The organism is Pseudodesulfovibrio tunisiensis, from assembly GCF_022809775.1.
GTDB classification, from domain to species: domain Bacteria; phylum Desulfobacterota; class Desulfovibrionia; order Desulfovibrionales; family Desulfovibrionaceae; genus Pseudodesulfovibrio; species Pseudodesulfovibrio tunisiensis.
In genome coordinates, this window is the sequence record NZ_CP094380.1 from 987,163 (window position 1) to 1,009,763 (window position 22,601).

Consider the following 22,601-nt stretch of genomic DNA (forward strand, 5'->3'; position numbering starts at 1 on the left):
CACGAAAAGCGGACAAATACAGATTGAACGTTCTCAATAAAAACTTTCGATACTCGTCCGCAAATGAAAAGGCAAGCCCAATCGGCATGTTAACAAAAAAACGCCCCGACCAAAGTCGGAGCGTTTCCGTTTTTCCCGTTCCATTTCCGCGTCAGGCAACAGCCGAACAAAGGGCCTGATCCAAATCGGCCAGAATGTCGTCCGCATCCTCCAGCCCAACGGAAATGCGGATGAGGTCCGGCGGTACTCCGGCCGCAAGCTGTTCTTCCGGGGAGGACTGGCCGTGCGTGGTGCTGGCCGGATGAATGACCAGAGTGCGCGCGTCCAGAATGTTGGCCAGATGCGAACAGAGCTCCACGGACTCGATGAACTTCCGCCCGGCTTCCAGACCGCCCTTGACCCCGAATCCGAATACCGCGCCCGGGCCGAGCGGAAAATAGCGGCAGGCCCGTTCATGATCCGGATGGGAAGCAAGGCCCGCATAGTTGACCCACGCCACGGCCTCGTGATTCTGCAGGAATTCAGCCACCTTCTGCGCATTGGCACAATGCCGTTCCGCGCGCAGGGGCAGGGTTTCCACGCCCTGAAGAATCAGGAAGCTGTTCATGGGCGACAGGGCCGCACCGAAATCCCGAAGCAGGCCCATGCGCGCCTTGGTCACAAAGGCCGGGGCGGACTTCTCCAGACCGCCCAGCATCTCCCAGACGTCGATGTTGTGATACGTCGGGTCCGGGGAAGCAATCTCCGGGTATTTCCCGTTGCCCCAGTCAAAGGAACCAGCGTCCACAATGCAGCCGCCAATGGATGAGCCATGCCCACCGATGATCTTGGTCATGGAATACACGGCAATGTCGCAGCCCACGTCAAACGGATTGAAGATCGGGGGCGGCGCAACCGTGGCGTCCATGATGAACGGCACACCATTCCCGTGTGCCACGTCCGCGATTGCGGCCAGATCATCCACGTTGCACTTGGGATTGCCGATGGCCTCGGTGTAGACGAGCCGGGTGTTCTCATCAATGGCGGCTTCGAAATTCGCCGGGTCCGAGGAATCCACGAACCGCGCCTCGATGCCGAACCGCTTCAGCGAATGCTCGAACAGGGTCTGGGTGCCGCCGTACAGATTCGATCCGGTCACGATGTTCTGCCCGGCCGAGGTGATGTTGGTCACGGCGTAGAAAATCGCGGCCATGCCCGAAGCCGTGCACAGAGCGGCCGGAGCCGAGTGCATGGCGGCCATGCGCTTTTCCAGCACTTCGGTGGTCGGGTTGCCGATGCGCGTATAGATGTAGCCCGGTTCCTTCAGGGCGAACAGGTCGGCCGCATGTTCGGCATCGCGAAACATGTAGCTCGAAGTCTGATAAATGGGCACGGCCCGGGAAAGGGTATCGGAATCCGGGGTATGTCCCGCATGCAGGGCCAATGTCTGAAGGCCCGTCTTCTTGTCAGCCATGTATTCTCTCTCCTTGAAGACATGAGGAATGATCCCGTCCGGCGCCCGGCCCGGAATCACGTCTCCCCCACAATGCGAAAAACCCGCCCCCATGACAAGGGGCGGGTTCGGAACAAACGTTTTTTTCTGCGCATCGGACCTCGGCAGACTACTCCCGAAATCCCTGCTCCCTTGCCCAGACGTCGAAGACTTCGGCGGCCCGCTTGGCATAGGCTTCCTTGCGCAGCTTCTTGGGAATGCGTTTTCCGAGTCCGGGCATGAGCCCGAAATGCACGTTGGACGGCTGAAACTTCTTGGCCTCGGTGCGCAGATGCCTCAGAAGCGCACCCAGAGCCGTTTGCGCAGGCGGTTCGGGCACAACCCTGTCGCCAAGAGTCGCGGCAAGCGAGAGGCCCAGCCAGAGGCCGCAGGCGGCGGATTCCAGATAGCCTTCCACCCCGGTGATCTGCCCGGCCAGATGCATTTCCGGTCTCGCCTTGAGGGACAGGTCCGGATTCAGCACCTCGGGCGCGTTGACGTAGGTGTTGCGATGGATGGAACCGAGACGCAGGAACTCGGCGTTTTCCAACCCCGGAATCATGCGGAAGATGCGCTTCTGCTCCGGATACTTGAGCTTGGTCTGAAAGCCCACCAGATTGAAGGCGGTCTTTTCGCGGTTCTCTGCACGAAGCTGCACCACGGCAAAGGGACGCTCCCCGGTTCTGGGGTCTTCCAGCCCCACGGGCTTGAGCGGACCGAATGCCAACGTCATTTCCCCGCGTTCGGCCATGACCTCCACGGGCAGGCACCCCTCGAAATGTATCTTCTTCTCGAACTCGCGCGGCTGAACCTTTTCCCCTTCCAGCAGCGCGGCCACGAACGCCTTGTATTCCTCCTCGTTCATGGGGCAGTTCAGATAGTCCTCGTCACCGGGCATCCAACGCGATCCCCAGAACGCCTTGTCGAAGTCGATGGACTCCCGGCTCACGATGGGCGCGATGGCGTCGTAGAAATACAGGCTGTTGTCGCCCACGGCCTGCATCAGGCTCTGCGTGAGCGATTCGCTGGCAAGCGGTCCGGCAGCAATGACCACACGATCCGCCCCTGCGAATTCCGGCGCGTCCACGGAATCGATTTCCTTGTGAATCACCGTGATGTTCGGATGCTCCTCGATCCTGCGGGTCACGTATTCGGAAAACAGGGTCCGGTCCACGGCAAGGGCCTTGCCCGCAGGCACGCGGGTCGCCTCGGCAGCTTCCATGACCAGACTGCCCAGAGTCCGCATCTCGTTCTTGAGCAGACCAACACCGGTCACGGGCTCGTCCGAACGAAAGGAATTGGAGCAGATCAGCTCGGCAAGCCCGTCCTCGGTATGCGCCTCGGAATGTTTCTCCGGCTTCATTTCGTACAGCTCCACAGCCACACCGGCCCGGGCCAGGGTCCAGGCGCAGTCGCACCCGGCAAGTCCACCGCCGACGATAACCACCTTCTTCATCTCAGCACCTTGGTATTATTGTGGTTCAACAGCTTTTGCCGTATATGTGGCAAAACATCGAACCCGGATTATCCCGATATGACAACCCCGATTCTCGACATACAGGGCCTGACCACCTGCTTTTCCTCGCCGCAGGGCATAGCCAAGGCGGTGGATACCGTCAGTATTGGCTTTACGCAAGGAGAAACCCTCGCCCTTGTCGGGGAATCCGGCTGCGGCAAGACCGTGCTGGCCCTTTCCATACTCGGTCTGGTGCCTGATCCCCCCGGACGCATTACCGAAGGTTCGGTCCTGTACAAGGGCCGCGACCTGCTGGACATGCGCGAACCCGAACTGCGCACGATCCGGGGCAACGACATTTCCATGATCTTTCAGGAACCAATGACCGCCCTGAATCCGGTCTTCCGCATCAATGACCAGATCGCGGAACCGCTTCGCCTGCACCGGAACATGAGCAAAAGGGAAGCGCTGGACAAGGCCGTGGACATGCTGGACCGCGTGGGGATTCCCAACCCTTCGGCAGTGGCCCGCGCCTTTCCCCATGAACTTTCCGGGGGCATGCGCCAGCGCGTGATGATCGCCATGGCCCTGAGCTGTGATCCGGACGTGCTCATTGCGGACGAACCCACAACTGCGCTCGACGTGACCATACAGGCGCAGATTCTTGATCTCATGAATGACATGAAGCAGCGCATGAACGGCTCCCTCATGCTCATCACCCATGATCTCGGCGTGGTCGCCCGCATGGCGCAACGCATTGCGGTCATGTATGCCGGAAAGATCGTGGAACTTGCCGAGGCCCGCGACCTGTTTCATGCCCCGCTTCATCCCTATACGCAGGGCTTGCTCGGGTCCGTGCCGAAAATCGGCCTGAAACGGGAACTTTCCCCGATCCCCGGCATCGTGCCCGGCATTTTCGACCAGCCACAGGGCTGCCGCTTCCACCCGCGCTGTCCCAAGGCGTTCGCCAGATGTTCGAAAGAACTGCCCCCCCTGCTGGCCATGGGCAACAGACAAGTGCGCTGCTGGCTGCACGCCCAGGAGTAACCCATCATGCCTCTGCTCGAACTGCATGACGTTTCCAGACACTATGCCGTGACCAACGGTCTGCTCGGCCTCCAATCCGGCACGGTGCACGCGGTATCCGATGTCTCGCTGACCGTGAACAAAGGCGAAACGCTCGGACTGGTCGGGGAATCCGGCTGCGGCAAATCCACCCTCGCCAAATGCATCATGGGCCTTGAACCGCTTTCCGGAGGCAGCATATCCTTTCAGGACAAGCTTCTGAAGGACTGGGACAACAAACTGCTTCGCCGTCACATCCAGATGATTTTTCAGGACCCGTATTCCTCGCTCAATCCGAGGCAGAAGGTCGGTTCCATCATTCGCGAGGCATTGGACATCCACAAGCTCGGCACGCGCGAAGAACGCAAGCGCAAGGTGCTGGAACTGATGGAGCTGGTCGGTCTTCGCCCGGAACAGGCGTCCCGCTACCCGCACGAATTTTCCGGTGGCCAGCGCCAGCGCATTGCCGTGGCGCGCAGTCTGGCCCTGAATCCGGACCTCGTTGTCTGCGACGAACCCGTCTCCGCGCTCGACGTGTCGGTACAGGCCCAGGTTCTGCGCATGCTGCGGGACATTCAGAAACGGCTTGATCTCACCTATGTGTTCATTTCCCATGATCTTGCCGTGGTCAGCCATGTCTCCGATCGCGTCGCGGTCATGTATCTGGGCAGAATCGTGGAACTGGCCCCCACGGAAATCCTGTTCGAATCGCCAAAGCACCCATACACCGAAGCATTGCTGTCCGCCGTACTTCCTCCTGACCCGGATCGGGAAACCAATCCGGTCGGAATCGGTGGTGACATGCCCAGCCCCATGAATCCGCCATCCGGTTGCCCGTTTCACCCACGCTGTCCCAAGGCCTTTGACAAATGCCGCGAACGCAGACCTGCACTGCGGGAAATGGGAAACCGCAGCGTGGCCTGCTGGCTGTACTGACCCGGCCGCATCTGTTATTGCCGAACAGGTCCGCAACTGTGGCTGTACCGCAAACAGATTTCCTGCGACAGTATCTCATCCTCAAGGGGGCATTGGCAATCGCCAAACGACTTACCCATTGAGATATCAGTATAATTTATTAAAGTTAAAGTTTAACTTTAATATTTGAAACGACAAGGAGCTTGCCATGATTTCCCGTGATGAAGCCTATGCACTGCTGAAGAAACACAACTCCGAACGGAGCCTCATCAACCACGCTCTGGAATCCGAAGCCGTCATGCGCGGTCTGGCCGCCAAGCTGGGGAAGGACGAGGAACTTTGGGGCATCACCGGCCTGCTGCACGATCTGGATTACGCCAAGACCAAATCCGAGCCAGAACGCCACGGACTGGACACTGCGGACATGCTGGAAGCCCAGCTCCCGGCGGAAGCATTGGATGCAATCCGCCGCCATGCCTGCGAAATGAACGGCGCGGAAGCCCCGGAAACCGATTTCGACTACGCCCTGCGATGTGGTGAAACCGTGACGGGCATGGTCCATGCCGGAGCATTGGTCCGCCCCACCAGGATTGATGGAATGAAGCCCAAAAGCCTGAAAAAGAAGATGAAGGACAAGGCCTTCGCCGCCAGCGTCAACCGCGACTGCATCCGCGAATGCGACAGGATCGGTCTGGAACTGGGTGATTTCCTTCAGATCGCCATCACGTCCATCACGGCCATAGCCCCGGAAGTGGGTCTGGCTGCGGAATAGCCGCAAGCTTTCAGGAAGGCCGTTCCCATGACGCCCCACAGCACATTGGCTCTGGCACTGGCGACCATGCTCTTCGCCCTGATCCCCGGTCCGGGAGTTGCGGCCATGGTGACCCAATCCCTGACGCGTGGATTCTCCACCGCCGCGCTGTGGGCCGTGGGAATGGCCCTGGGAGACCTTGTCTACCTGCTCACCGCCATTTTCGGGCTGGGCTGGATGGCCGAACAGTTCGGCAGCGGCTTTCTCGCCCTGAAATACGCTGGCGCGGCCTATCTGATCCATCTGGGAGTCCGGCACTGGACTTCGCGCCCTCTCGAAATTGCCGAGAACGCGATTCAGCCCCGGACCGGAAGACTCCGCTCGCTGGCCGCAGGGCTGAGCATATCCCTGAGCAATCCCAAGGTGATTGCCTTCTATTGCGGCTTCCTCCCCGGCTTCATGGACCTGAAAACCCTGACGCCGACCGATGTACTCATCGCGGCATGCACGGTCATCAGCTCCATTGTCTCGGTACTGCTTTGCTACGCATGGCTCGCGTCCAAGGGAAGAAGTCTGCTCCGTTCCACAAGGGCATGGAAGATTCTCAACAGGTCGGCAGGCGCAGTCATGATAGGCGCAGGCATAGCCGTGGCCAGCGACTAGACGATCGTCAGGTTCGATTGCGCCGCCTTTATCCGGTTGCACGATCCCCGCAAGTGTATTACGCATCTGTCTTCATCACCAGAAACTCCAATCATCAGTGAAGAGACAGGCTTGACCAATCTTTCCGTGCCGTTCGCCAAAGGGGATTCCCGCATCCACGCACTGGACCCGCGTACCCGGCTTGCCGGAGTCAGTGCTGCTCTCCATACCTGCGGCGCTTGCCCAGACAATGGAAACCGCATGCGCGGCCCTCGGCATCGGCACGCTGCTCACCCTGCTGGCCGGACTGTCTCTTTCCCGGGTCGGCAAACGCCTGCTTGCAATCAACGCATTCGTTCTGTTTCTCTGGCTTTTCCTGCCCTTTTCCCTTCCCGGGCACACTGTCTGGTCGTTCGGTCCCCTGCATGCGACTGTCCCGGGCTTCCGGCTCGCATTGCTCCTGACCATCAAGACCAATGCCATCTCCCTGATGCTCATGCCGCTGCTCGGCACCATTCCCGTTCAAACGCTGGGGCCGGCCATGCAGAAGATGGGCGTTCCCCCGAAGCTCTGCCATCTGCTCCTGTTCACCTATCGCTACATCTTCGTGATTCACCACGAATACCGAACCATGCGCCGCGCCATGCGTGCCCGGGGCTTCCATCCCCGAACCGACATGCACACCTATCGTTCCTTTGCTTGGCTGGCCGGAATGCTTCTGGTCAAGAGCTGGGACAGGGCCGAACGCGTAAACAACGCCATGCGCTGCCGGGGATTCAAGGGAAAGTTCCATTCCCTTGCCGAATTTGCCTTTTGCCGCATGGATCACGCGTTCGGAATGCTGTTCGCCCTGTTTTCCGGCGCAATGATCATCATGGAAATCTTTTACCGGGGACTTGCAGGATGAGCGCACTCATCAAACTGACCAACGTGACCTACGCCTATCCGGGCAGGGGCAATGCCCTGAACGGCCTTGATTTTCACCTGCATGCCGGAGACAAGCTGGGACTCATGGGGCCGAACGGTGCCGGCAAGACAACCATGCTGCACATACTCATGGGCCTGATCGCGCCGCAATCCGGCGAAGTGGAACTGTTTGGCAAAAGGATGGAAACATCCAAGGATTTCGATGAAGTCCGGCTTCGCATCGGCTTTCTGTTTCAACATACGGATGATCAACTATTCTGCCCCACCGTGCTGGACGACGTGGCATTCGGCCCCCTGAATCAGGGGCTTTCCCGAACCAAGGCCAGGGAACGCGCTCTTGAAGCGCTTGCCACCGTGGGCATGGAAGGATTCGAGGATCACGTGCCCTACCGCCTGTCCGGCGGAGAAAAACGGCTGGTCGCACTTGCCACCCTGCTTTCCATGCGCCCGGAAGTGCTGATTCTGGACGAACCCACCACCGGGCTGTCCCCGGACGCCAAGGACCGTCTTGTTTCCATCCTGAATTCACTGGCTCTGCCCAGACTCGTGGTGTCCCACAACCCGGATTTTCTGGGGGCCACCACAAACACGATTCTGGCCATGCAGAACGGCAAGGTCCGGCCCGGCACCATGAAGCCGCATACGCATGTCCATGTGCACGCCGAAGGCGATGTGCCGCATCAGCACTGAAAAAAACACCGATCTTTCGCACTGAACGCACTTTTTTGCAGACACGGCTTGGCATTTGCCGAATAATGCCTATTGTCTTCCGGCGCGGTCGACTTCATGCCCACGCTGAAACACTATTTTTCATGTCCAACGATTTCAACGAACTAGACATGTCCCGGTCCCCATACCGCACCATCTGGCGCCTTGCCTGGCCCCAGGTGCTCATGATGGGATTCCATTTTCTCATCGGCATGGCCGACGTGTGGGTGGCCGGACAGATAGACCGCGATGTGCAGGCCTCACTGGGGATCATCACGCAATCCCTCATCTTTCTGCTCGTGGTGGCCATGGCCGTTGCCAACGGTTCCATCGCCGCCATCAGCCAATCCATGGGCGCCGGACTGCACAAACGCGTGATGCGCTACGTGGGCCTGTGTCTGCAACTGGCCGTGGTCATGGGCGGCGTGTTCGTGCTCATTGGCCTGCCCATGAAGAACGTCTTCGTGACCGCTCTTCAGGTCCCGGACCAGATCAGACCCATCACCGAGTACTTTCTCACGGTATATCTGCTGGTTCTGCCACCGTATTACGTGCTGATCATCACCAACGCGATCTTCCGGGCGCGCAAGGAGGTCATGTATCCCCTGTATTCCATGATAACGGTCACCACGGTCAACGCGGTGCTGGACATCGGCCTCGGTCTCGGCTGGTGGGGATTTCCGGAAATCGGATTCAAGGGACTGGCATGGGCGACCTTCGGCTCCATCTGCGGCGGCGCGGCCATGAATGTTCTGATCCTGCTGCGCAAGAAGGTGCTCTGCGCCGGATGTTTCGCGCCATGGCGCTGGACGAAACGGGCATTGCCCTATCTGGCAAAAGTGGCATGGCCGTCCGGCCTGATGCAGGTGGTCTGGCACTCCGGATACATGGTGCTGTATGCGATCACCGCGAGCCTGCCACTTGGCGACAACGTCAATGCTCTGGCGGGCATGGCCATCGGTCTGCGCATCGAATCCGCCATGTTCCTGCCCGCATTCGCCTTCAACATGACCGCGAGCATCATCATCGGCCATTACCTCGGCGCAAGAAAGCCTCTGGAAGCCAAGATGTTCGGCTTCCGCATCCTCGGCATCGGACTGACGTCCATTTCCCTGCTCACACTGGCCGTGTGGCAGATTGTCACGCCATGGGTCGGCCTGCTCACTCCGGATGCGGTCGTGGCTGCCGAGGCCGTGGAGTATCTCAAATGGAACATGATGGCGATTCCGTTCACCCTGACCGGCATGATCGTGGCGGGCGCATTCAACGGCGCTGGCGCCACGCTGTACAACATGGTACTCATGGGAACCGCTGTCTGGTGCATCCGCCTGCCGCTGGCATGGATTCTCGGGCATGAGATAATGCAGGACGCCTCGGGCATCTGGATAGCCATGTTCTGCTCGCAAATCGTTCAAGCCCTGCTGCTCATGTACTTCTATACATTCAGAAACTGGCAGCGTTTTGCCATGATCAAAACCAGAAACAACAAGGACTGATGGCATGTCCCTGACTTTTGAACCGCTTTCACTGGACCGACAGGAAGAATATCGCGCCGCGCTGAACGGCTGTCCCCAGCTCGTCACCTCGGACTTCGCGCTGGCCAACATCTGGGGCTGGGCCGAATACTACAAGCTGGAATGGGCCTTTCACAAGGGACTGGTCTTCATTCGCCAGAACTATCCGACTCCCGCATACTGGGCGCCCGTGGGAGCGTGGGACGATTACGACTGGACCGACTGCAAGGCCATGCTCGATGCAGCCAGCTTCACACGGGTACCCGAGCATCTGGCCGGACTGTGGGCAAAGGCGTTCGGGCCGCGCATGGAAATCACGGAAAACCGCGACCATTGGGACTACGTATATTCCGTGGAGGAGATGGTTGCGCTCAAGGGCAACAAATTCCACAAGAAAAAGAACCTGCTCAACCAGTTCAAAAAGAAATACGACTACCAGTACGAGCCCATGGGACCGGAGTGCGTCGAGGAAGTTCTGGAAATGCAGGACGAATGGTACAAATGGTACGAGGAGCACAATCCGTCCGAAGCACTCAAGGCGGAGAACCGGGCCATCACCCGCGTGCTGCACAACTTCGACCAGATCGACAACCTGACCGGAGCCACCCTGCGCATCGATGGCAAGGTCATCGCCTATACCGTGGCCGAACCGCTTTGCGGCGACACCATGGTCATCCATTTCGAAAAGGGCGACGTGCGCTTCAAGGGCGTGTACCAGGCCATCAACCAGATGTTTCTGGAAAACGAGGCAGGCAAGCATGCCTATGTCAACCGGGAGCAGGACCTTGGAGACGAGGGTCTGCGCAAGGCCAAGCTTTCGTACAATCCCGTCTTCTTCCTGAAAAAATTCGAAGCCGAAATCCTCAGTTGACTCCATGGATTCGCCGATACGCGCCCGGCCATGCCCCAAGCGGCATGAGCCGGGCTTTTTTCATGCCGTGATCATGCCGTGACCGTTCCTTGACAAAAACGATCTTGCACAAGTACTTATGCAATGATCGAAAACCGCAAACAGGACGGTCGCCATGATCCCGAAAGAATTCCACTTCATCTTCGGCCTCAAGGAACAGACAGCGCCACTGCACATGGTCCACGCCCTGGCAGTCAAGTCCTGCATTGCGGTCAACCGCCCCGATTCGGTCGTGTTTCACCATCATTTCGAGCCATACGGGCCGTGGTGGGACTGGATCAGGCCGCATCTCACATTGGAAAAGGCCCGTCCGCCAAGGGAAATCGCAGGAATGCCCATATCCAGCTACGCGCATCAGGCCGACGTGCTCCGGCTGGAAATCCTCATGGCGAACGGCGGCGTGTACGCGGACATGGACACCCTGTTCGTGCACCCCATGCCGGACGAATTGTACACTCACCCGTTCGTCATGGCCCCGCAGGGACACGAAGGGTTGTGCAACGCCCTGATGATGGCGGAAAAGGGCAGCCGATTTGCCGCGGCATGGCTCAAGGATCACGTCCACTGCTTTCAGGGCGGAGAGCCCGGCTCTCGCGAATGGGACAACCATTCCATCTTCTACCCGAGCCTGCTGGCAAGGAAAATGCCGGACGCCATCCACATCGAACCGCAGAAAAGCTTTTTCCACTTCCTGTACACGCGGGCCGGAATTGCCGCCATGTTCGACCGGAACGAACCTCTGGATTCCGACGTCTATTCCCTGCATCTCTGGGAAAACTGCTCGTGGAGCCGCATTCAGGGCCTTACGCCCGAGGTGCTCCGCTCCGAGGACACGACCTACAACCTGATTGCCCGTACATTCCTGCCGGAAAACGACCTTCCCGGACTTTGACATCGCCGCGCCTATGACGCACCATGTCCGGTCGTGATCATCGCAACCCGGACACAGCACGAATGAGCATACTTCTCTCGTCCCATGCACCGCGAAACCGTCTCGTGGTGCTCGGCCTTGACGGCCTTCCCCTTGATCTGGCGCGTTCGCTCGGAACGCACCTGCCGAACATCGCGCGCATTGCCCGTGAAGCAACCCGGGTCCGGGCCGAACTTCCCGAGCTTTCGCCCGTGAACTGGACATCCCTTGCCACGGCCCGAGGTCCGGAAAGCCATTCCATCTACGGATTTGCCAGCATGAATCCGCAAACCTACGAAGTTTCCGTTGCCGATGCCACGCAAGTAGCCTGTCCCACGATCTTCGACCGGCTCGGGCAGGCCGGATACGTGTCCCGAATCATCAACCTGCCCAATACCTATCCGGCGCAACCGCTGCGCGGCATGCTCATCTCCGGATTCGTGGCGCAGGACATGGACAAGGCCGCATATCCCCCCTTTCTCGCGGAAAAACTGCGGGAAATGCATTACGAGCTGGAAGCGGACACCAACAGAGGCGCATCCGATCCCGCGTATCTCCTGAAGGGGCTGCGCCGTACACTGGCCTCGCGCATGAACGCCCTTGATCTGCTCTGGCCCGACCTTTCGTGGGATGTCTTCGTGCTGGTGCTCACGGAAACGGACCGACTCTTCCACTTTCTCATGGATGCGGTCCTGCACCCGGATCACCCTCACCACATCGACTGTCTGGCCTTTTTCGTGGAATGGGACGCAGCCATAGGCCGGATTCTGGAACGCTACGACGCTCTGGATGCCCCGAAACGGCTCATGGTCGTGGCGGACCACGGATTCACGGAACTCAAGACCGAAGTATGCCTCAACACATGGCTCAAGCATCAGGGCCTGCTCATGCTGAACCGTGAACCGGAAAACGAATGGGATGCATCGTGCATCGGGCCGGAAACACGCGCCTTTGCTCTGGACCCGGGCCGAATTTACATGCATACCTCTTCCCGGTTCGCTCGCGGACAGGTGCAGCCGGAACAGACGGCCGCTCTGACGCACCGCATCCGAGACGATCTCATGGCCCTGACCTGGAACGGCGAACAGGTCATGGAACAGGTGCACACGGCAGCGGAACTCTATCCCGAAGCCGAAGGCCCGGCGGTTCCCGACCTTGTGTGTCAGGCCCGCCCCGGCTTCGACCTCAAGGCCAAATTCGACCGAACCGAGGTGTTCGGCCATTTCGGCAGAACCGGCACGCATACGGTCAACGGCGCGATCTGGTTCGACTCCCACGGAAGCCGCCCGGAACGCATGCGCGACACCGGAGCGGAAATCCTCAAACATTTCGACATAGCAGACAACAGCATATGCCCATAGATTTTGCCAAGGAACTCAATCCGGCCCAGCTTGAAGCCGTCACCACCACCGAAGGCCCGGTACTCGTCATCGCGGGCGCAGGCAGTGGCAAGACCAGAACCATTGTCTACCGTCTGGCCCATCTCGTGGAACAGGGCGTTGATCCGTCACAGATTCTTCTCCTGACCTTCACGCGCAAGGCGGCGCAGGAAATGCTTCTGCGCGCCGAATTCATTCTCGGTCGCCCCCTGACCGGAACCAGCGGAGGCACGTTCCACTCCTTTGCCTATGCCACATTGCGCCGAAACGCCATGGACATCGGATTCGACAACGGATTCACCCTCATGGACAGAGGCGAATCCGAATCCATCGTCAAAAGCGTGAAGGACGACCTCAAGTTCGGCAAGGGCGACCGATCCTATCCCAGAAAAAGCACGCTCATGGACCTGATCAGCAAATCCAGAAACAAGGAACTCACGCTGGATCAGCTTCTGGACAAGGAAGCCTACCACCTGAATCCGTATCTGGAAGATCTGGTTCAGATTTCCAAGGGATACGACGTATTCAAGCGCAACCACGCACTCATGGACTATGACGACCTGCTCTTCAAGCTGGACACCCTGCTTCGGGACAACGAACCGCTCCGCAACCAGCTTCAGGCCCGGTACCGCTACATCATGGTGGACGAATATCAGGACACCAATCTGGTGCAGGCGCGCATCGTCAAGCAGCTTGCCGGTCGCCGGGGCAATGTCATGGCCGTGGGCGACGACGCCCAGTCCATCTATGCCTTTCGCGGCGCAAACGTGGCAAACATTCTGGAGTTTCCCAACTTCTTCGAGAACACCCGGGTCATCCGGCTGGAACAGAACTACCGCTCGGTCCAGCCCATTCTGGACATGACCAACGAAATCCTGAAAGGCGCGTTCACCAAATTCGACAAGACCCTGTTTTCGGACCGCAACTACGGCAAGCTGCCCTGCGTGGTCAAAACCATGAGTGATCAGACCCAGTCTCGGCTCGTGGTGGACAAGGTGCTGGAACTTTACAGGAAATACGATCTGCACGACATCGCCGTGCTGTTCCGGGCTGGATACCAGTCCTATCCTCTGGAAGTGGCGCTGGCCCGCGTGGGCATCGAGTACCAGAAATACGGAGGAATCCGCTTTCACGAGGCCGCTCACATCAAGGACGTGCTGGCCTATCTGCGCCTTGCCGTGAATTCCCACGACCTCATGGCATGGCAGCGTGCCCTGTCTCCGCTCAAGGGCATCGGTCCCAAGACGGTCCAGAAAATCTATCAGGCCATTCACACGGGCAATGCCAAATACCTCGAGCAGATGAAAAGGAAGCAGCCCGCGCTCAAGGACATGCTGGCCGAGCTGGATGCTCTGGGCAAGATGCAGCTCAAGCCTGCCCCGGCCATCGACCGGATCATCACGTTCTACCAGCCCATGCTCGTGGAACGCTACCCGGACGACTACCCCAAGCGGCAGGCCGGACTCGAACAGCTTGCCCAGATCGCGGGCAGCTATCAGGACGTGGAAACCTTTCTCGGCGACATGAGTCTCGACGGCGACCCGGAAGAGGAAAAACGCAAGGAAAACGCTCTGGTCTTGTCCACGGTCCATTCGTCCAAGGGGCTGGAATGGAGTGCGGTCATCCTCATCGATCTGGTGGAGGACCGTTTTCCTTCGCGCAAGGCCATGCAGAAGCCCGAGGACATGGAGGAGGAACGCCGTCTCATGTACGTGGCCTGCACCCGTGCCAAGGAAGAGCTGTACCTGTTCGTGCCTTCCACAATCTACAACCGCTTCAACGGCATGTCCGATCCGGCCCTGCCCAGCCCGTTCATTCAGGAACTGCCCGAAACCGTGTACGACAGCCTGAACGAATCCTATTCCGGTGGACTGGAGCAACGCAGAAAACCCGCTACCACGCCAAAGGCCCCGGCATTCCCGACGTCCACGGCCCCGGCACAGCCTGCGCCCTGCAAACTGGGCATCTGCGAACACAAGATTTTCGGGAAAGGGAAAATCATCGCCCACATCCCGCCCAACAAGTACAAAGTGAACTTCCCGGGTTTCGGCCTCAAGGTCATTATCGGGGATTATCTCAAGATGCTGTAACCAACTGAAATCGAGAGCAAACCATGAAACTTGACTCTGAAGAGAAATTCCTCGCCTGCATTGATCGGCATTTTCCCCGCCGCCATCCGCATCTGGTACTCGGCAGGGGTGACGACTGCGGCGTGCTGCCCGCGAGCACGGAACTGTGCGTGTCCTCGGATCTGTTTCTGGAAGACCAGCATTTCCGCACCCGCTACTTTTCCCCGGAGGACATCGGATACAAGGCCCTTGCCGTCAGCATCAGCGATATCGCGGCCATGGGAGCCAAACCTCTGGCCTTTGGCATGGACCTCATGATCCCGGCAGACGTGCCCGGCGAATTCTGGGAAAAATTCTTCTCCGGCATGAGCCAGATAGCCCGGCAGAACGACCTTGCGCTTGTGGGCGGCGATCTCAGCCGCGCGGAAAAGATCGGCGTGAGCATCACCATCTACGGCCAGCCCGGCAGCGGCGGACGTTTCGTGCAACGCGAAAACTGCAAGCCCGGAGACATCCTGTTCCTGTCCGGCGACATGGGCCTTGCCCGGGCCGGCCTCATGGCGCTGGAAGCCTCGGGCCCGGAAGCGGCAAAGGCCCTTCCTTCGGCCACGGCCGCGCATCTCCGGCCAAAACCCAAGGTCCTCATCGGGACTCTGCTCAATGCGGCTGGCGTCAAATCCATGATGGACGTATCCGACGGACTGGCTCGCGATCTGCCCCGGCTTGTCGGCCCGGAACTGGGAGCCAGTCTGGACATCCGCGAAGACATGCTGCACCCTGAAGTCATTGAATTCGCCAACGCCATCAATGCCGACCCCGTCAATCTGGCAATCCAGGGCGGCGAGGATTACGCCCTTGTCGGCGCAGCGGATTTTCTGGACCTCAAGAGCAAGATCGAATCCGTTCCCGGCATCCGGGTCATCGGCAAAGTCACGGACATGCCGGGCCTGATCGTGAACGGACAGCCCTTCGAGGCCCCGGGCTTCGACCATTTCGAAAACTAGGAGCGCACATGGACCTGACTCTCACCCCCATCGGCCACATCCGGTCCTCGATCAAGACTCTGGATTCCGCCCCGAAAATGGAAGACGAACCCGGCGCGGTACGCGCCATCGTCGAGATCACCCCGGAATTCGCCTCCAGCCTGAACGGCCTGAAGCCGGGCATGGCTCTGGAACTGTTCACATGGTTCCACCTGTCCGATCGCTCCGTGACGCACGTTCATCCCAGAGGCGACAAATCCCGGCCCAAACGCGGAGTCTTTTCCACGCGTTCGCCCCAGCGCCCCAATCCCATCGGTCTGCATCGCGTCACTCTGGTGTCCATTGAAGGTGCCAGACTGGAAGTGGAACCGCTCGAGGCACTGGACAATACCCCGGTGATCGACATCAAGCCCGTACCTCAAACCGACCCGGACCAACGCTGATGGGAGTGGTCGACATCATCGAACACCGCGGCCCGGACCATGCAGAACTCGGAGTGACAACCACGGACCGGGCCAGATTGCGGGTGGAGATTCGCGGACAGGGACGTCCCCTCGTGCTGCTGCACGGCTGGACCATGAGCTCCCGGTTCTGGGAACGGCAGATGCAGGGACTGGAAAAGGATTTCTGTCTCGTGGCCGTGAACTTCCGCAGCCACGGGAATTCCACGAACACGGACAACGGGCACACCATGCCCCGCTACGCCAAGGACGTTCGGGACATCATCGACACTCTGGACCTGAACGGATGCCTGCTCATGGGCTGGTCCATGGGCGGAGCCGCCGTGCTGGAATACTGGAACCAATTCGGCGGACACAGGCTGGACGGCATCGGCCTGGTGGAATCCGCGCCAGCGCCCATGTGTTCGGAACCATGGAACACCCACCGCTACCGCGACCACAACGCCGAGGCAATGGAAGCGGATCTGGACGCCATGGAACGCAGCCGGGACACTTACGGCAGGTTGTTCGTGAGCAACATGTTCCTTTCCGGGGTCGCCCCCCAGCAGGACATGGAATGGATGCTCCGGGAGCACCTCAAGATTCCCGCCAGCTCGGCCGCGGCAATCTATGCGGACTATGCGCGCCGGGACTATCTGGACGTGCTGCCCAAGGTTTCCGTGCCCGCGCTCGTGGCCTACGGCAGGTCAGAGCACCTCTGCTACGGCCCGGGAGCCGGACAATTCGTGGCGGATTCCCTGCCGAATTCGACCCTGGCCCTGTTCGACCACAGCGGGCACATTCCCTTTTACGAGGACGCCGAGGACTTCAACCGGACAGTACGCGAATTCGCTGCCACGCTCGACTGAGCCTCCACATTCCGAACCGGAAGACAAAACGCCCGGGCTTGCGCAAGGCCGGGCGTTTTGTCTTCACTATATGTCAACGCGGGACTGTGGCTAGAACTGGGGAACCGCCTTTCTGAACATACCGGCAATGCGCCGGGCGCGGCTCTCCGACGGAGATTGAACGTGGTTCGCCCCTCCCGCGGTTTCAAAGGTGTAGAAAATTTCGGCATCGACTTCCCGGGCAACGCGAAGCACATGCTTCATGTCCTTGCGCTTGCAGACCACGAACTGCACCGTGACCGGTCCTTCCGAGCCTTCCCCGGCGACCGTGGTAATGCCGTACCCGGCCTGCCGCACGGCCTCGGCAATGCGTGGCCCATGCCATGCGCTGATGATGCGAACCACCACATTGCCCAGAGCGAGCTTGCGTTCGGCCAGAATGCCCACCACGTTGCCGCAGGCGAACCCCACGGCGTAGCACACGCCGAGAAACGGCTCTTCCCCCACCTTGAGCATGACTGCGGACGTACCGAAAATCCACAGGGACATCTCCAGACAGCCCAGCAGAAAGGCCGCCTTGGTTTCCCCAAGCACGGTCACCATGGTCCGGATGGTCCCAAGTGTCAGAACCGCAACCTCAGCCAGAAATATAACCATCCCTAATATAAGGACATTCGATTCCACTTGCACACCTCGTTATCTCAAAAACGAGGCACCTTTTAAGAGCACTTTTCCATCGGGTCAAGCAACAAAACGGCCCTTTCTGCAATAAATTCACAACCAGTTGAAACAATGGGAAAAAGAATTCGAGACGCGAAACGGCACAAAAAAGCGGCCTTCCCGCAAGGGAAGGCCGCTGAAACGGATGCCAAAGAATCGGAACTAATCCTTCTTGAGCCAGCTCATCATCTCGCGCAGACGACCGCCGACTTCCTCGATCTGGTGCTCGGCGTTCACGCGGCGCATGGTCTTGAGTCCGACCTGACCGGCCTGATTGTCCAGAATGAAGTCACGGGCAAAACGGCCCTGCTGAATGTCCTTGAGCACGCGGCGCATCTCCTCGCGGGTCTCGTCCGTGATGATGCGGGGACCGGTCACGTAATCACCGAACTCGGCGGTGTCGGAGATGGAATAGCGCATCTTGGCCATGCCGCCCTCGTACATCAGGTCGATGATCAGCTTGAGCTCGTGCAGGCATTCGAAGTACGCGACCTCGGGCTGATATCCGGCTTCCACCAGAGTCTCGAAGCCGGCCTTGCACAGTTCGGTCAGACCGCCGCACAGCACGGCCTGCTCGCCGAACAGGTCGGTCTCGGTCTCCTCGCGAAACGTGGTCTCGATAACACCGGAGCGAGTGGCGCCGATGCCCTTGGCGTAGGCCAGAGCAATGTCCATGGCCTTGCCGGACTCGTCCTGTGCAACTGCCACCAGAGCGGGAACAGCGCCGCCCTCGGTGTAGGTGCGGCGAACCAGATGGCCCGGGCCCTTGGGCGCGATCATCATCACGTCAACACCCTTGGGCGCGGTGATCTGCTGGTAGTGGATGTTGAAGCCGTGACCAAAGGCAATCGCATTGCCGGGAACCAGATTGGGCTGAATGTCCTTTCTGAACACATCGGCCTGATACTGGTCGGGCAGCAGAATCATGATCAAGTCCGCCTGCTTGGAAGCATCGGCAACGCTCATGGGCTCGAAGCCGTGCTCCTTGGCCAGATCATAATTCGGACCGCCGGGGCGCTGCGCCACGATCACGTTCACGCCGGAATCGCGCAGGTTCTGGGCATGGGCATGACCCTGGCTGCCATAGCCGATGATGGCAACGGTCTTGTCCTTGAGAAATTTCAGATCAGCATCCTTTTCGTAATACACTTTCATGGGATTCTCTCCTCATATACGTTTTGCCACGCGTGGCCGCGTTGTTTGGGGGTGAACTATATGCCAAAAGGCAACCACCGGGACCGGACCAGCAGCCCGGACCCGTGGAAACAAAAGGGATGGCCCGCTATAGGCTGCTCTGCATGGCCCGCATCATGGCTACATTGCCGGTACGGGCTATCTCCTTGATGCCGAAACGGGTAAGCAGATTGATCAGTGCGGTGATCTTGCCCTGATCGCCAGTCACTTCAATGGTCAGTTCGTCGGGACTCACGTCCACGACCTTGCACCGGAAGATATCCACAATGCGGAGAATTTCCGCACGCTTGGAATCCTCGGCATTGACCTTGAGCAACACCATTTCACGGTCCACGGAATCCAGTTCCGTAAGATCGCGCACCTTGACGGTGGGTACCAGCTTGCGAAGCTGCTTGACGATCTGCTCGATGATCTGGTCGTCGCCCTCGGCAACGATGGTCATGAGGGAAACGCCCTTTTCCAGAGTGGGCGCAACATTGAGGGACTCGATATTGAAGCCGCGGCCGCTGAACAGCCCGGCCACCCGGGACAGCACGCCGGGTTCGTTTTCAACCGTGACGGAAAGTGTGTGCTTGCTCATCGCCATTCTCCTACACCAGCAGCATTTCAGTCAGGGACGCACCAGCCGGAACCATGGGATACACGTTCTCCTCCCGGGCCACCCGGACATCCACGATGACCGGCTTGTCCAGAGCGAAGGCTTCGCGCAGGGTTGATTCCACGTCCTTTTTTTCCGTAATCCGGAACCCGGCGGCTCCGTAGGCTTCGGCCAGCTTCACGAAATCCGGCTGCGCGTCCATGCAGGTCTCGCAGTAGTTCCGGTCGTAAAACAGCTCCTGCCACTGCCGAACCATGCCGAGATAGCCGTTGTTGAGAATGACGATTTTCACAGGCAGCTTGTTGCAGACCACGGTCATCATTTCCTGAATGCACATCTGGATGGAGCCGTCACCGGCGATGTCGATGACGAGCTTGTCGCGAAACGCGCGCTGTGCGCCCATGGCTGCGGGAAACCCGTACCCCATGGTGCCAAGTCCGCCGGAGGTAAGCAGGGAATTCGGCCCCTTGAACTTGTAGAACTGGGCCGCCCACATCTGATTCTGCCCGACTTCCGTGGCAATGATCGCGTCACCCCTGGTGATCTCGTAAATCTTTTCCACCACATACTGCGGTTTGATGGAATCGCTTTCATCAATGTAGGTAAGCGGATGCTCCTGACTCCACTGCGTCACCTGATCAATCCAGTCGCGGCGCTTTTCACCGCAGTCGACCTGATCAAGGGAAGGTTTCAGCTCCCGTTTGAGCGCACCAAGCGCAGCCTTGCAATCCGCAACCAGCGGGACGTGCACGGACACGTTCTTCTGAATGGAAGTGGGGTCCACATCGATATGCACGATGGTGGCATGCGGGGCAAACGTGCTGATCTTGCCCGTGACGCGGTCGTCGAAACGCGAGCCAACGGCCAGAAGCAGATCGCAGTTGTTCACCGCCATGTTCGCGGCATAGGTGCCGTGCATGCCGAGCATGCCCAGCCACATGTCCCCTTCGCCCGGATACGCACCCAGTCCCATCAGGGTGGAGGTCACGGGAATCCTGAGGTTGTCCGCCAGCCAGACCAGCTCTTCGTGACTTCTGGAGGAAATAACGCCGCCGCCCGTGTAGAACAGCGGCCGTTCCGCCTTTCTGATCAGATCGGCGACCTTGCGCACCTGTCCGATGTGCGGTTTCACATTCGGATTGTAGCTGCGCATGTGCACTTCTTCGGGATACTCGAATTCGCACGAGGCGGTGATGACGTCCTTGGGCAAGTCCACCAGAACGGGACCGGGACGACCGGAGCGCGCCAGATAAAAGGCCTGCTTCACTGTACGCGCCAGGTCCTTGATGTCCTTGACCAGATAGTTGTGCTTGGTGCAGGGCCGGGTGATGCCCACGATGTCCACTTCCTGAAAGGCATCGTTGCCGATGAGCGGCGTGGGCACCTGCCCGGTAAAGACCACCACCGGAATGGAGTCTCCATACGCGGTGGCGATCCCGGTAACCGTATTCGTCGCACCGGGGCCGGAAGTGACCAGGCATACCCCTACATTGCCCGTTGCCCGGGCATAGCCGTCAGCCGCGTGAATCGCGCCCTGTTCGTGACGTACGAGAATATGCTCTACGGAAGAATTGGGAATTTCATCATAAATGTCGATGACTGCGCCGCCCGGAAAACCGAACACGACATCCACTCCCTCTTTTTCCAGACACTTCAAAAGGATCTGGGCCCCGGTCATTTCCATACTAAGCCTCCGTTTGTCGATACTTGTCCAACAAGGTCTGCAACTTGGTCTTGCCCGCCAGCTTCTTCTTCTTGAGTTCCTTGATTTCCTGCGTCTCGGTCGGGCTCAGGGCCGACTTGGATTCCATCTTGGCGAGCATCTTCTCAAAAGAGGTGTGCTGGTCCCATAGCGCCTTGAGTTCGGCGTCCTGGGACTGGTACCGCTCAATGATTTCAATGTCTCTGGCTTCCATGTACCGCTCCTTTGTTGAGGGTCACGCGGTGCCGACCGGAGGCAACAGCCTTTCCCAATCGGGTTCCACCGCCGCATTGACGGCCAGCCGCTTTCTGCGGTCAGTATGGCCTGTTTCAATTTCGATCTGGCGTTTTTTCAATCCTAATCGTTTTGCCACAAAAGCCACAAGTGCTTTGTTCGCCTTGTTGTCCACGGCAGGGGCGGAAAGCTTAATCTTTGCGCACCCCTGATACAAACCGGCGGGTCCATCCGTCTTGGATCCCGGTTGGACCCAAACGGCGACCCGCCACGTGCCGTTTCCGGCAAAATTCACGAATTCGTGCTGTATTGAAGAGGAAGTGTTCGTCATTCAGCTTTTTTCAGATACTTGAGCTTTGACTCCATTTCCTCGAACTTGTCACGTTCGGGGTCGCACCTTTCCAGCATTTCCATATGCGCCTGTAGTAGCCCCTTCAGTTGAATTTCGAACTGCGTGCGCTGGCGCTTGATGGACTCTATCTCCTCATGCAGTTGAGCAAGCCGGTTGTGACCCTTCTGCACCGTGGCATCGGCCTTGGTGCGAGCCTCGTCCAGAATGAGCTGGGCTTCCCTGGACGCCTGTACCTTGAGGTCGTCCACCATTTTCTGGGTACTCATGAGCGTATCGCGCAGGGTTTCGTCCCGCTGGCGATATTCGCTCACGGCCGATTCCAGCCGCTTGACCTTTTTTTTCAGGGATTTCTGGGTTTCCGCCGCATCTCCGAGCACCTCGGCGAGTTCAAGGAGGAACTGGTCCACCTCGAGCCGGGAGTACCCGAACATTCTGCGGGAAAACCGCTTGTTGAGAAGATCGATCTTGGAAAGCGTCACTTCTGCCCTCCTACATCATGGCTCCCGAACGAAGGGAAAATGCCAGTTGAGCCAGATTCCCCACGATCACGATCTCCGCGACCTTGATGACCAGCAGCACGACCACGGGAGTCAGGTCGAAGCCGCCCACAACCGCAAAGGGAATCCATTGGCGGATCTTGTAAAAGACAGGTTCGGTCATGGCCCGCAAAAAACGGACGATGGGATTGTACGGATCGGGATTCACCCAGGAAAGCAGGGCGGAAACAATGACAATCCAGAAATAGATATTCAACACTGCGCCGAGCACGAAAGCTGCGGCCTGAACAAGGGAACCCAGAACGGACATGAATCC

24 protein-coding genes are annotated in these 22,601 nt (G+C 58.9%); 14 read left to right on the top strand and 10 right to left on the bottom strand.

Annotated elements, in window-relative coordinates; all coding sequences use genetic code 11:
* Window positions 1-151: 151 nt before the first annotated feature.
* On the bottom strand, window positions 152-1,453 hold the full coding sequence (locus MPN23_RS04975; protein ID WP_243546493.1) for an O-acetylhomoserine aminocarboxypropyltransferase/cysteine synthase family protein: 1,302 nt from the start codon (window positions 1,451-1,453) through the stop codon (window positions 152-154).
* Window positions 1,454-1,601: 148 nt separating this feature from the next.
* On the bottom strand, window positions 1,602-2,927 hold the full coding sequence (trmFO, locus tag MPN23_RS04980; RefSeq protein ID WP_243546494.1) for a methylenetetrahydrofolate--tRNA-(uracil(54)-C(5))-methyltransferase (FADH(2)-oxidizing) TrmFO: 1,326 nt from the start codon (window positions 2,925-2,927) through the stop codon (window positions 1,602-1,604).
* 78 nt (window positions 2,928-3,005) lie between these two features.
* Here trmFO and MPN23_RS04985 point away from each other — a divergent pair, with 78 nt between their 5' ends.
* From MPN23_RS04985 to MPN23_RS05050, 14 genes are all read left to right on the top strand, one after another.
* Complete coding sequence (locus tag MPN23_RS04985; RefSeq protein WP_243546495.1) at window positions 3,006-3,974, top strand: ABC transporter ATP-binding protein; 969 nt, start codon at window positions 3,006-3,008, stop codon at window positions 3,972-3,974.
* Window positions 3,975-3,980: 6 nt separating this feature from the next.
* Window positions 3,981-4,928, top strand: coding sequence for an ABC transporter ATP-binding protein (locus tag MPN23_RS04990; protein WP_243546496.1), 948 nt, complete (start codon window positions 3,981-3,983; stop codon window positions 4,926-4,928).
* A 187-nt stretch (window positions 4,929-5,115) separates the two neighbouring features.
* Window positions 5,116-5,679, top strand: a complete 564-nt coding sequence (locus MPN23_RS04995) for an HD domain-containing protein (protein WP_243546497.1) — start codon at window positions 5,116-5,118, stop codon at window positions 5,677-5,679.
* Window positions 5,680-5,706: 27 nt separating this feature from the next.
* A complete protein-coding gene (locus MPN23_RS05000) occupies window positions 5,707-6,321 on the top strand; it encodes a LysE family translocator (RefSeq protein WP_243546498.1) in 615 nt (204 codons plus the stop codon).
* Between the two features lie 193 nt (window positions 6,322-6,514).
* Window positions 6,515-7,207: a cobalt ECF transporter T component CbiQ gene (gene cbiQ / locus MPN23_RS05005; RefSeq protein ID WP_243546499.1), complete on the top strand. Its 693-nt coding sequence runs from the start codon at window positions 6,515-6,517 to the stop codon at window positions 7,205-7,207.
* Window positions 7,204-7,917 carry an energy-coupling factor ABC transporter ATP-binding protein gene (locus tag MPN23_RS05010; RefSeq protein WP_243546500.1) on the top strand — a complete coding sequence of 238 codons (714 nt, stop codon included), beginning with the start codon at window positions 7,204-7,206 and terminating at the stop codon, window positions 7,915-7,917. Before cbiQ ends, MPN23_RS05010 begins: the two co-directional genes overlap by 4 nt.
* A 149-nt stretch (window positions 7,918-8,066) precedes the next feature.
* Complete coding sequence (locus MPN23_RS05015) at window positions 8,067-9,431, top strand: MATE family efflux transporter (RefSeq protein WP_243546501.1); 1,365 nt, start codon at window positions 8,067-8,069, stop codon at window positions 9,429-9,431.
* 4 nt (window positions 9,432-9,435) lie between these two features.
* A complete protein-coding gene (locus MPN23_RS05020; RefSeq protein WP_243546502.1) occupies window positions 9,436-10,320 on the top strand; it encodes a DUF2156 domain-containing protein in 885 nt (294 codons plus the stop codon).
* A gap of 154 nt (window positions 10,321-10,474) precedes the next feature.
* On the top strand, window positions 10,475-11,251 hold the full coding sequence (locus MPN23_RS05025; protein WP_243546503.1) for a glycosyltransferase: 777 nt from the start codon (window positions 10,475-10,477) through the stop codon (window positions 11,249-11,251).
* 62 nt (window positions 11,252-11,313) lie between these two features.
* Window positions 11,314-12,630, top strand: a complete 1,317-nt coding sequence (locus MPN23_RS05030; protein WP_243546504.1) for an alkaline phosphatase family protein — start codon at window positions 11,314-11,316, stop codon at window positions 12,628-12,630.
* Window positions 12,621-14,738 (top strand): ATP-dependent helicase, encoded by a 2,118-nt coding sequence (locus MPN23_RS05035; RefSeq protein WP_243546505.1) that lies wholly within the window; start codon window positions 12,621-12,623, stop codon window positions 14,736-14,738. The genes MPN23_RS05030 and MPN23_RS05035 overlap by 10 nt, the downstream gene beginning before the upstream one ends.
* A gap of 23 nt (window positions 14,739-14,761) precedes the next feature.
* Window positions 14,762-15,721: a thiamine-phosphate kinase gene (thiL, locus tag MPN23_RS05040; protein WP_243546506.1), complete on the top strand. Its 960-nt coding sequence runs from the start codon at window positions 14,762-14,764 to the stop codon at window positions 15,719-15,721.
* 8 nt (window positions 15,722-15,729) lie between these two features.
* Window positions 15,730-16,143, top strand: coding sequence for a tRNA (N6-threonylcarbamoyladenosine(37)-N6)-methyltransferase TrmO (tsaA, locus tag MPN23_RS05045; protein WP_243546507.1), 414 nt, complete (start codon window positions 15,730-15,732; stop codon window positions 16,141-16,143).
* Entirely contained in the window at window positions 16,143-17,009 is an 867-nt protein-coding gene (locus MPN23_RS05050; RefSeq protein ID WP_243546508.1) for an alpha/beta fold hydrolase, read from the top strand. Before tsaA ends, MPN23_RS05050 begins: the two co-directional genes overlap by 1 nt.
* 90 nt (window positions 17,010-17,099) lie before the next feature.
* On the opposite strand, the gene MPN23_RS05055 is transcribed toward MPN23_RS05050, so the two are convergent.
* The 8 genes from MPN23_RS05055 to MPN23_RS05090 all read right to left on the bottom strand — a co-directional run bounded on the left by MPN23_RS05055 (window position 17,100) and on the right by MPN23_RS05090 (window position 22,595).
* Window positions 17,100-17,591: a DUF2179 domain-containing protein gene (locus MPN23_RS05055; RefSeq protein WP_243546509.1), complete on the bottom strand. Its 492-nt coding sequence runs from the start codon at window positions 17,589-17,591 to the stop codon at window positions 17,100-17,102.
* Between the two features lie 279 nt (window positions 17,592-17,870).
* On the bottom strand, window positions 17,871-18,863 hold the full coding sequence (gene ilvC / locus MPN23_RS05060) for a ketol-acid reductoisomerase (RefSeq protein ID WP_243546510.1): 993 nt from the start codon (window positions 18,861-18,863) through the stop codon (window positions 17,871-17,873).
* Window positions 18,864-18,990: 127 nt separating this feature from the next.
* Complete coding sequence (gene ilvN, locus MPN23_RS05065; protein ID WP_424450064.1) at window positions 18,991-19,482, bottom strand: acetolactate synthase small subunit; 492 nt, start codon at window positions 19,480-19,482, stop codon at window positions 18,991-18,993.
* A 10-nt stretch (window positions 19,483-19,492) separates the two neighbouring features.
* A complete protein-coding gene (gene ilvB, locus MPN23_RS05070) occupies window positions 19,493-21,184 on the bottom strand; it encodes a biosynthetic-type acetolactate synthase large subunit (protein ID WP_243546512.1) in 1,692 nt (563 codons plus the stop codon).
* Between the two features lies 1 nt (window position 21,185).
* Complete coding sequence (locus MPN23_RS05075; protein WP_243546513.1) at window positions 21,186-21,416, bottom strand: DUF465 domain-containing protein; 231 nt, start codon at window positions 21,414-21,416, stop codon at window positions 21,186-21,188.
* A 21-nt stretch (window positions 21,417-21,437) separates the two neighbouring features.
* A complete protein-coding gene (locus MPN23_RS05080) occupies window positions 21,438-21,767 on the bottom strand; it encodes a DUF167 domain-containing protein (protein ID WP_243546514.1) in 330 nt (109 codons plus the stop codon).
* Complete coding sequence (locus tag MPN23_RS05085; RefSeq protein ID WP_243546515.1) at window positions 21,764-22,267, bottom strand: DivIVA domain-containing protein; 504 nt, start codon at window positions 22,265-22,267, stop codon at window positions 21,764-21,766. Before MPN23_RS05085 ends, MPN23_RS05080 begins: the two co-directional genes overlap by 4 nt.
* Window positions 22,268-22,277: 10 nt before the next feature.
* Complete coding sequence (locus MPN23_RS05090; RefSeq protein ID WP_243546516.1) at window positions 22,278-22,595, bottom strand: YggT family protein; 318 nt, start codon at window positions 22,593-22,595, stop codon at window positions 22,278-22,280.
* Window positions 22,596-22,601 lie beyond the last annotated feature (6 nt).

What these genes read in the sequence shown, in the direction of transcription:
- MPN23_RS04975 (WP_243546493.1), bottom strand. Translation starts at nt 1,453, where the DNA reads ATGGCTGACAAGAAGACGGGCCTTCAGACATTGGCCCTGCATGCGGGA.
- trmFO (WP_243546494.1), bottom strand. Translation starts at nt 2,927, where the DNA reads ATGAAGAAGGTGGTTATCGTCGGCGGTGGACTTGCCGGGTGCGACTGC.
- MPN23_RS04985 (WP_243546495.1), top strand. Translation starts at nt 3,006, where the DNA reads ATGACAACCCCGATTCTCGACATACAGGGCCTGACCACCTGCTTTTCC.
- MPN23_RS04990 (WP_243546496.1), top strand. Translation starts at nt 3,981, where the DNA reads ATGCCTCTGCTCGAACTGCATGACGTTTCCAGACACTATGCCGTGACC.
- MPN23_RS04995 (WP_243546497.1), top strand. Translation starts at nt 5,116, where the DNA reads ATGATTTCCCGTGATGAAGCCTATGCACTGCTGAAGAAACACAACTCC.
- MPN23_RS05000 (WP_243546498.1), top strand. Translation starts at nt 5,707, where the DNA reads ATGACGCCCCACAGCACATTGGCTCTGGCACTGGCGACCATGCTCTTC.
- MPN23_RS05010 (WP_243546500.1), top strand. Translation starts at nt 7,204, where the DNA reads ATGAGCGCACTCATCAAACTGACCAACGTGACCTACGCCTATCCGGGC.
- MPN23_RS05015 (WP_243546501.1), top strand. Translation starts at nt 8,067, where the DNA reads ATGTCCCGGTCCCCATACCGCACCATCTGGCGCCTTGCCTGGCCCCAG.
- MPN23_RS05020 (WP_243546502.1), top strand. Translation starts at nt 9,436, where the DNA reads ATGTCCCTGACTTTTGAACCGCTTTCACTGGACCGACAGGAAGAATAT.
- MPN23_RS05025 (WP_243546503.1), top strand. Translation starts at nt 10,475, where the DNA reads ATGATCCCGAAAGAATTCCACTTCATCTTCGGCCTCAAGGAACAGACA.
- MPN23_RS05030 (WP_243546504.1), top strand. Translation starts at nt 11,314, where the DNA reads ATGAGCATACTTCTCTCGTCCCATGCACCGCGAAACCGTCTCGTGGTG.
- MPN23_RS05035 (WP_243546505.1), top strand. Translation starts at nt 12,621, where the DNA reads ATGCCCATAGATTTTGCCAAGGAACTCAATCCGGCCCAGCTTGAAGCC.
- thiL (WP_243546506.1), top strand. Translation starts at nt 14,762, where the DNA reads ATGAAACTTGACTCTGAAGAGAAATTCCTCGCCTGCATTGATCGGCAT.
- tsaA (WP_243546507.1), top strand. Translation starts at nt 15,730, where the DNA reads ATGGACCTGACTCTCACCCCCATCGGCCACATCCGGTCCTCGATCAAG.
- MPN23_RS05050 (WP_243546508.1), top strand. Translation starts at nt 16,143, where the DNA reads ATGGGAGTGGTCGACATCATCGAACACCGCGGCCCGGACCATGCAGAA.
- MPN23_RS05055 (WP_243546509.1), bottom strand. Translation starts at nt 17,591, where the DNA reads ATGGTGACCGTGCTTGGGGAAACCAAGGCGGCCTTTCTGCTGGGCTGT.
- ilvC (WP_243546510.1), bottom strand. Translation starts at nt 18,863, where the DNA reads ATGAAAGTGTATTACGAAAAGGATGCTGATCTGAAATTTCTCAAGGAC.
- ilvN (WP_424450064.1), bottom strand. Translation starts at nt 19,482, where the DNA reads ATGAGCAAGCACACACTTTCCGTCACGGTTGAAAACGAACCCGGCGTG.
- ilvB (WP_243546512.1), bottom strand. Translation starts at nt 21,184, where the DNA reads ATGGAAATGACCGGGGCCCAGATCCTTTTGAAGTGTCTGGAAAAAGAG.
- MPN23_RS05075 (WP_243546513.1), bottom strand. Translation starts at nt 21,416, where the DNA reads ATGGAAGCCAGAGACATTGAAATCATTGAGCGGTACCAGTCCCAGGAC.
- MPN23_RS05080 (WP_243546514.1), bottom strand. Translation starts at nt 21,767, where the DNA reads ATGACGAACACTTCCTCTTCAATACAGCACGAATTCGTGAATTTTGCC.
- MPN23_RS05090 (WP_243546516.1), bottom strand. Translation starts at nt 22,595, where the DNA reads ATGTCCGTTCTGGGTTCCCTTGTTCAGGCCGCAGCTTTCGTGCTCGGC.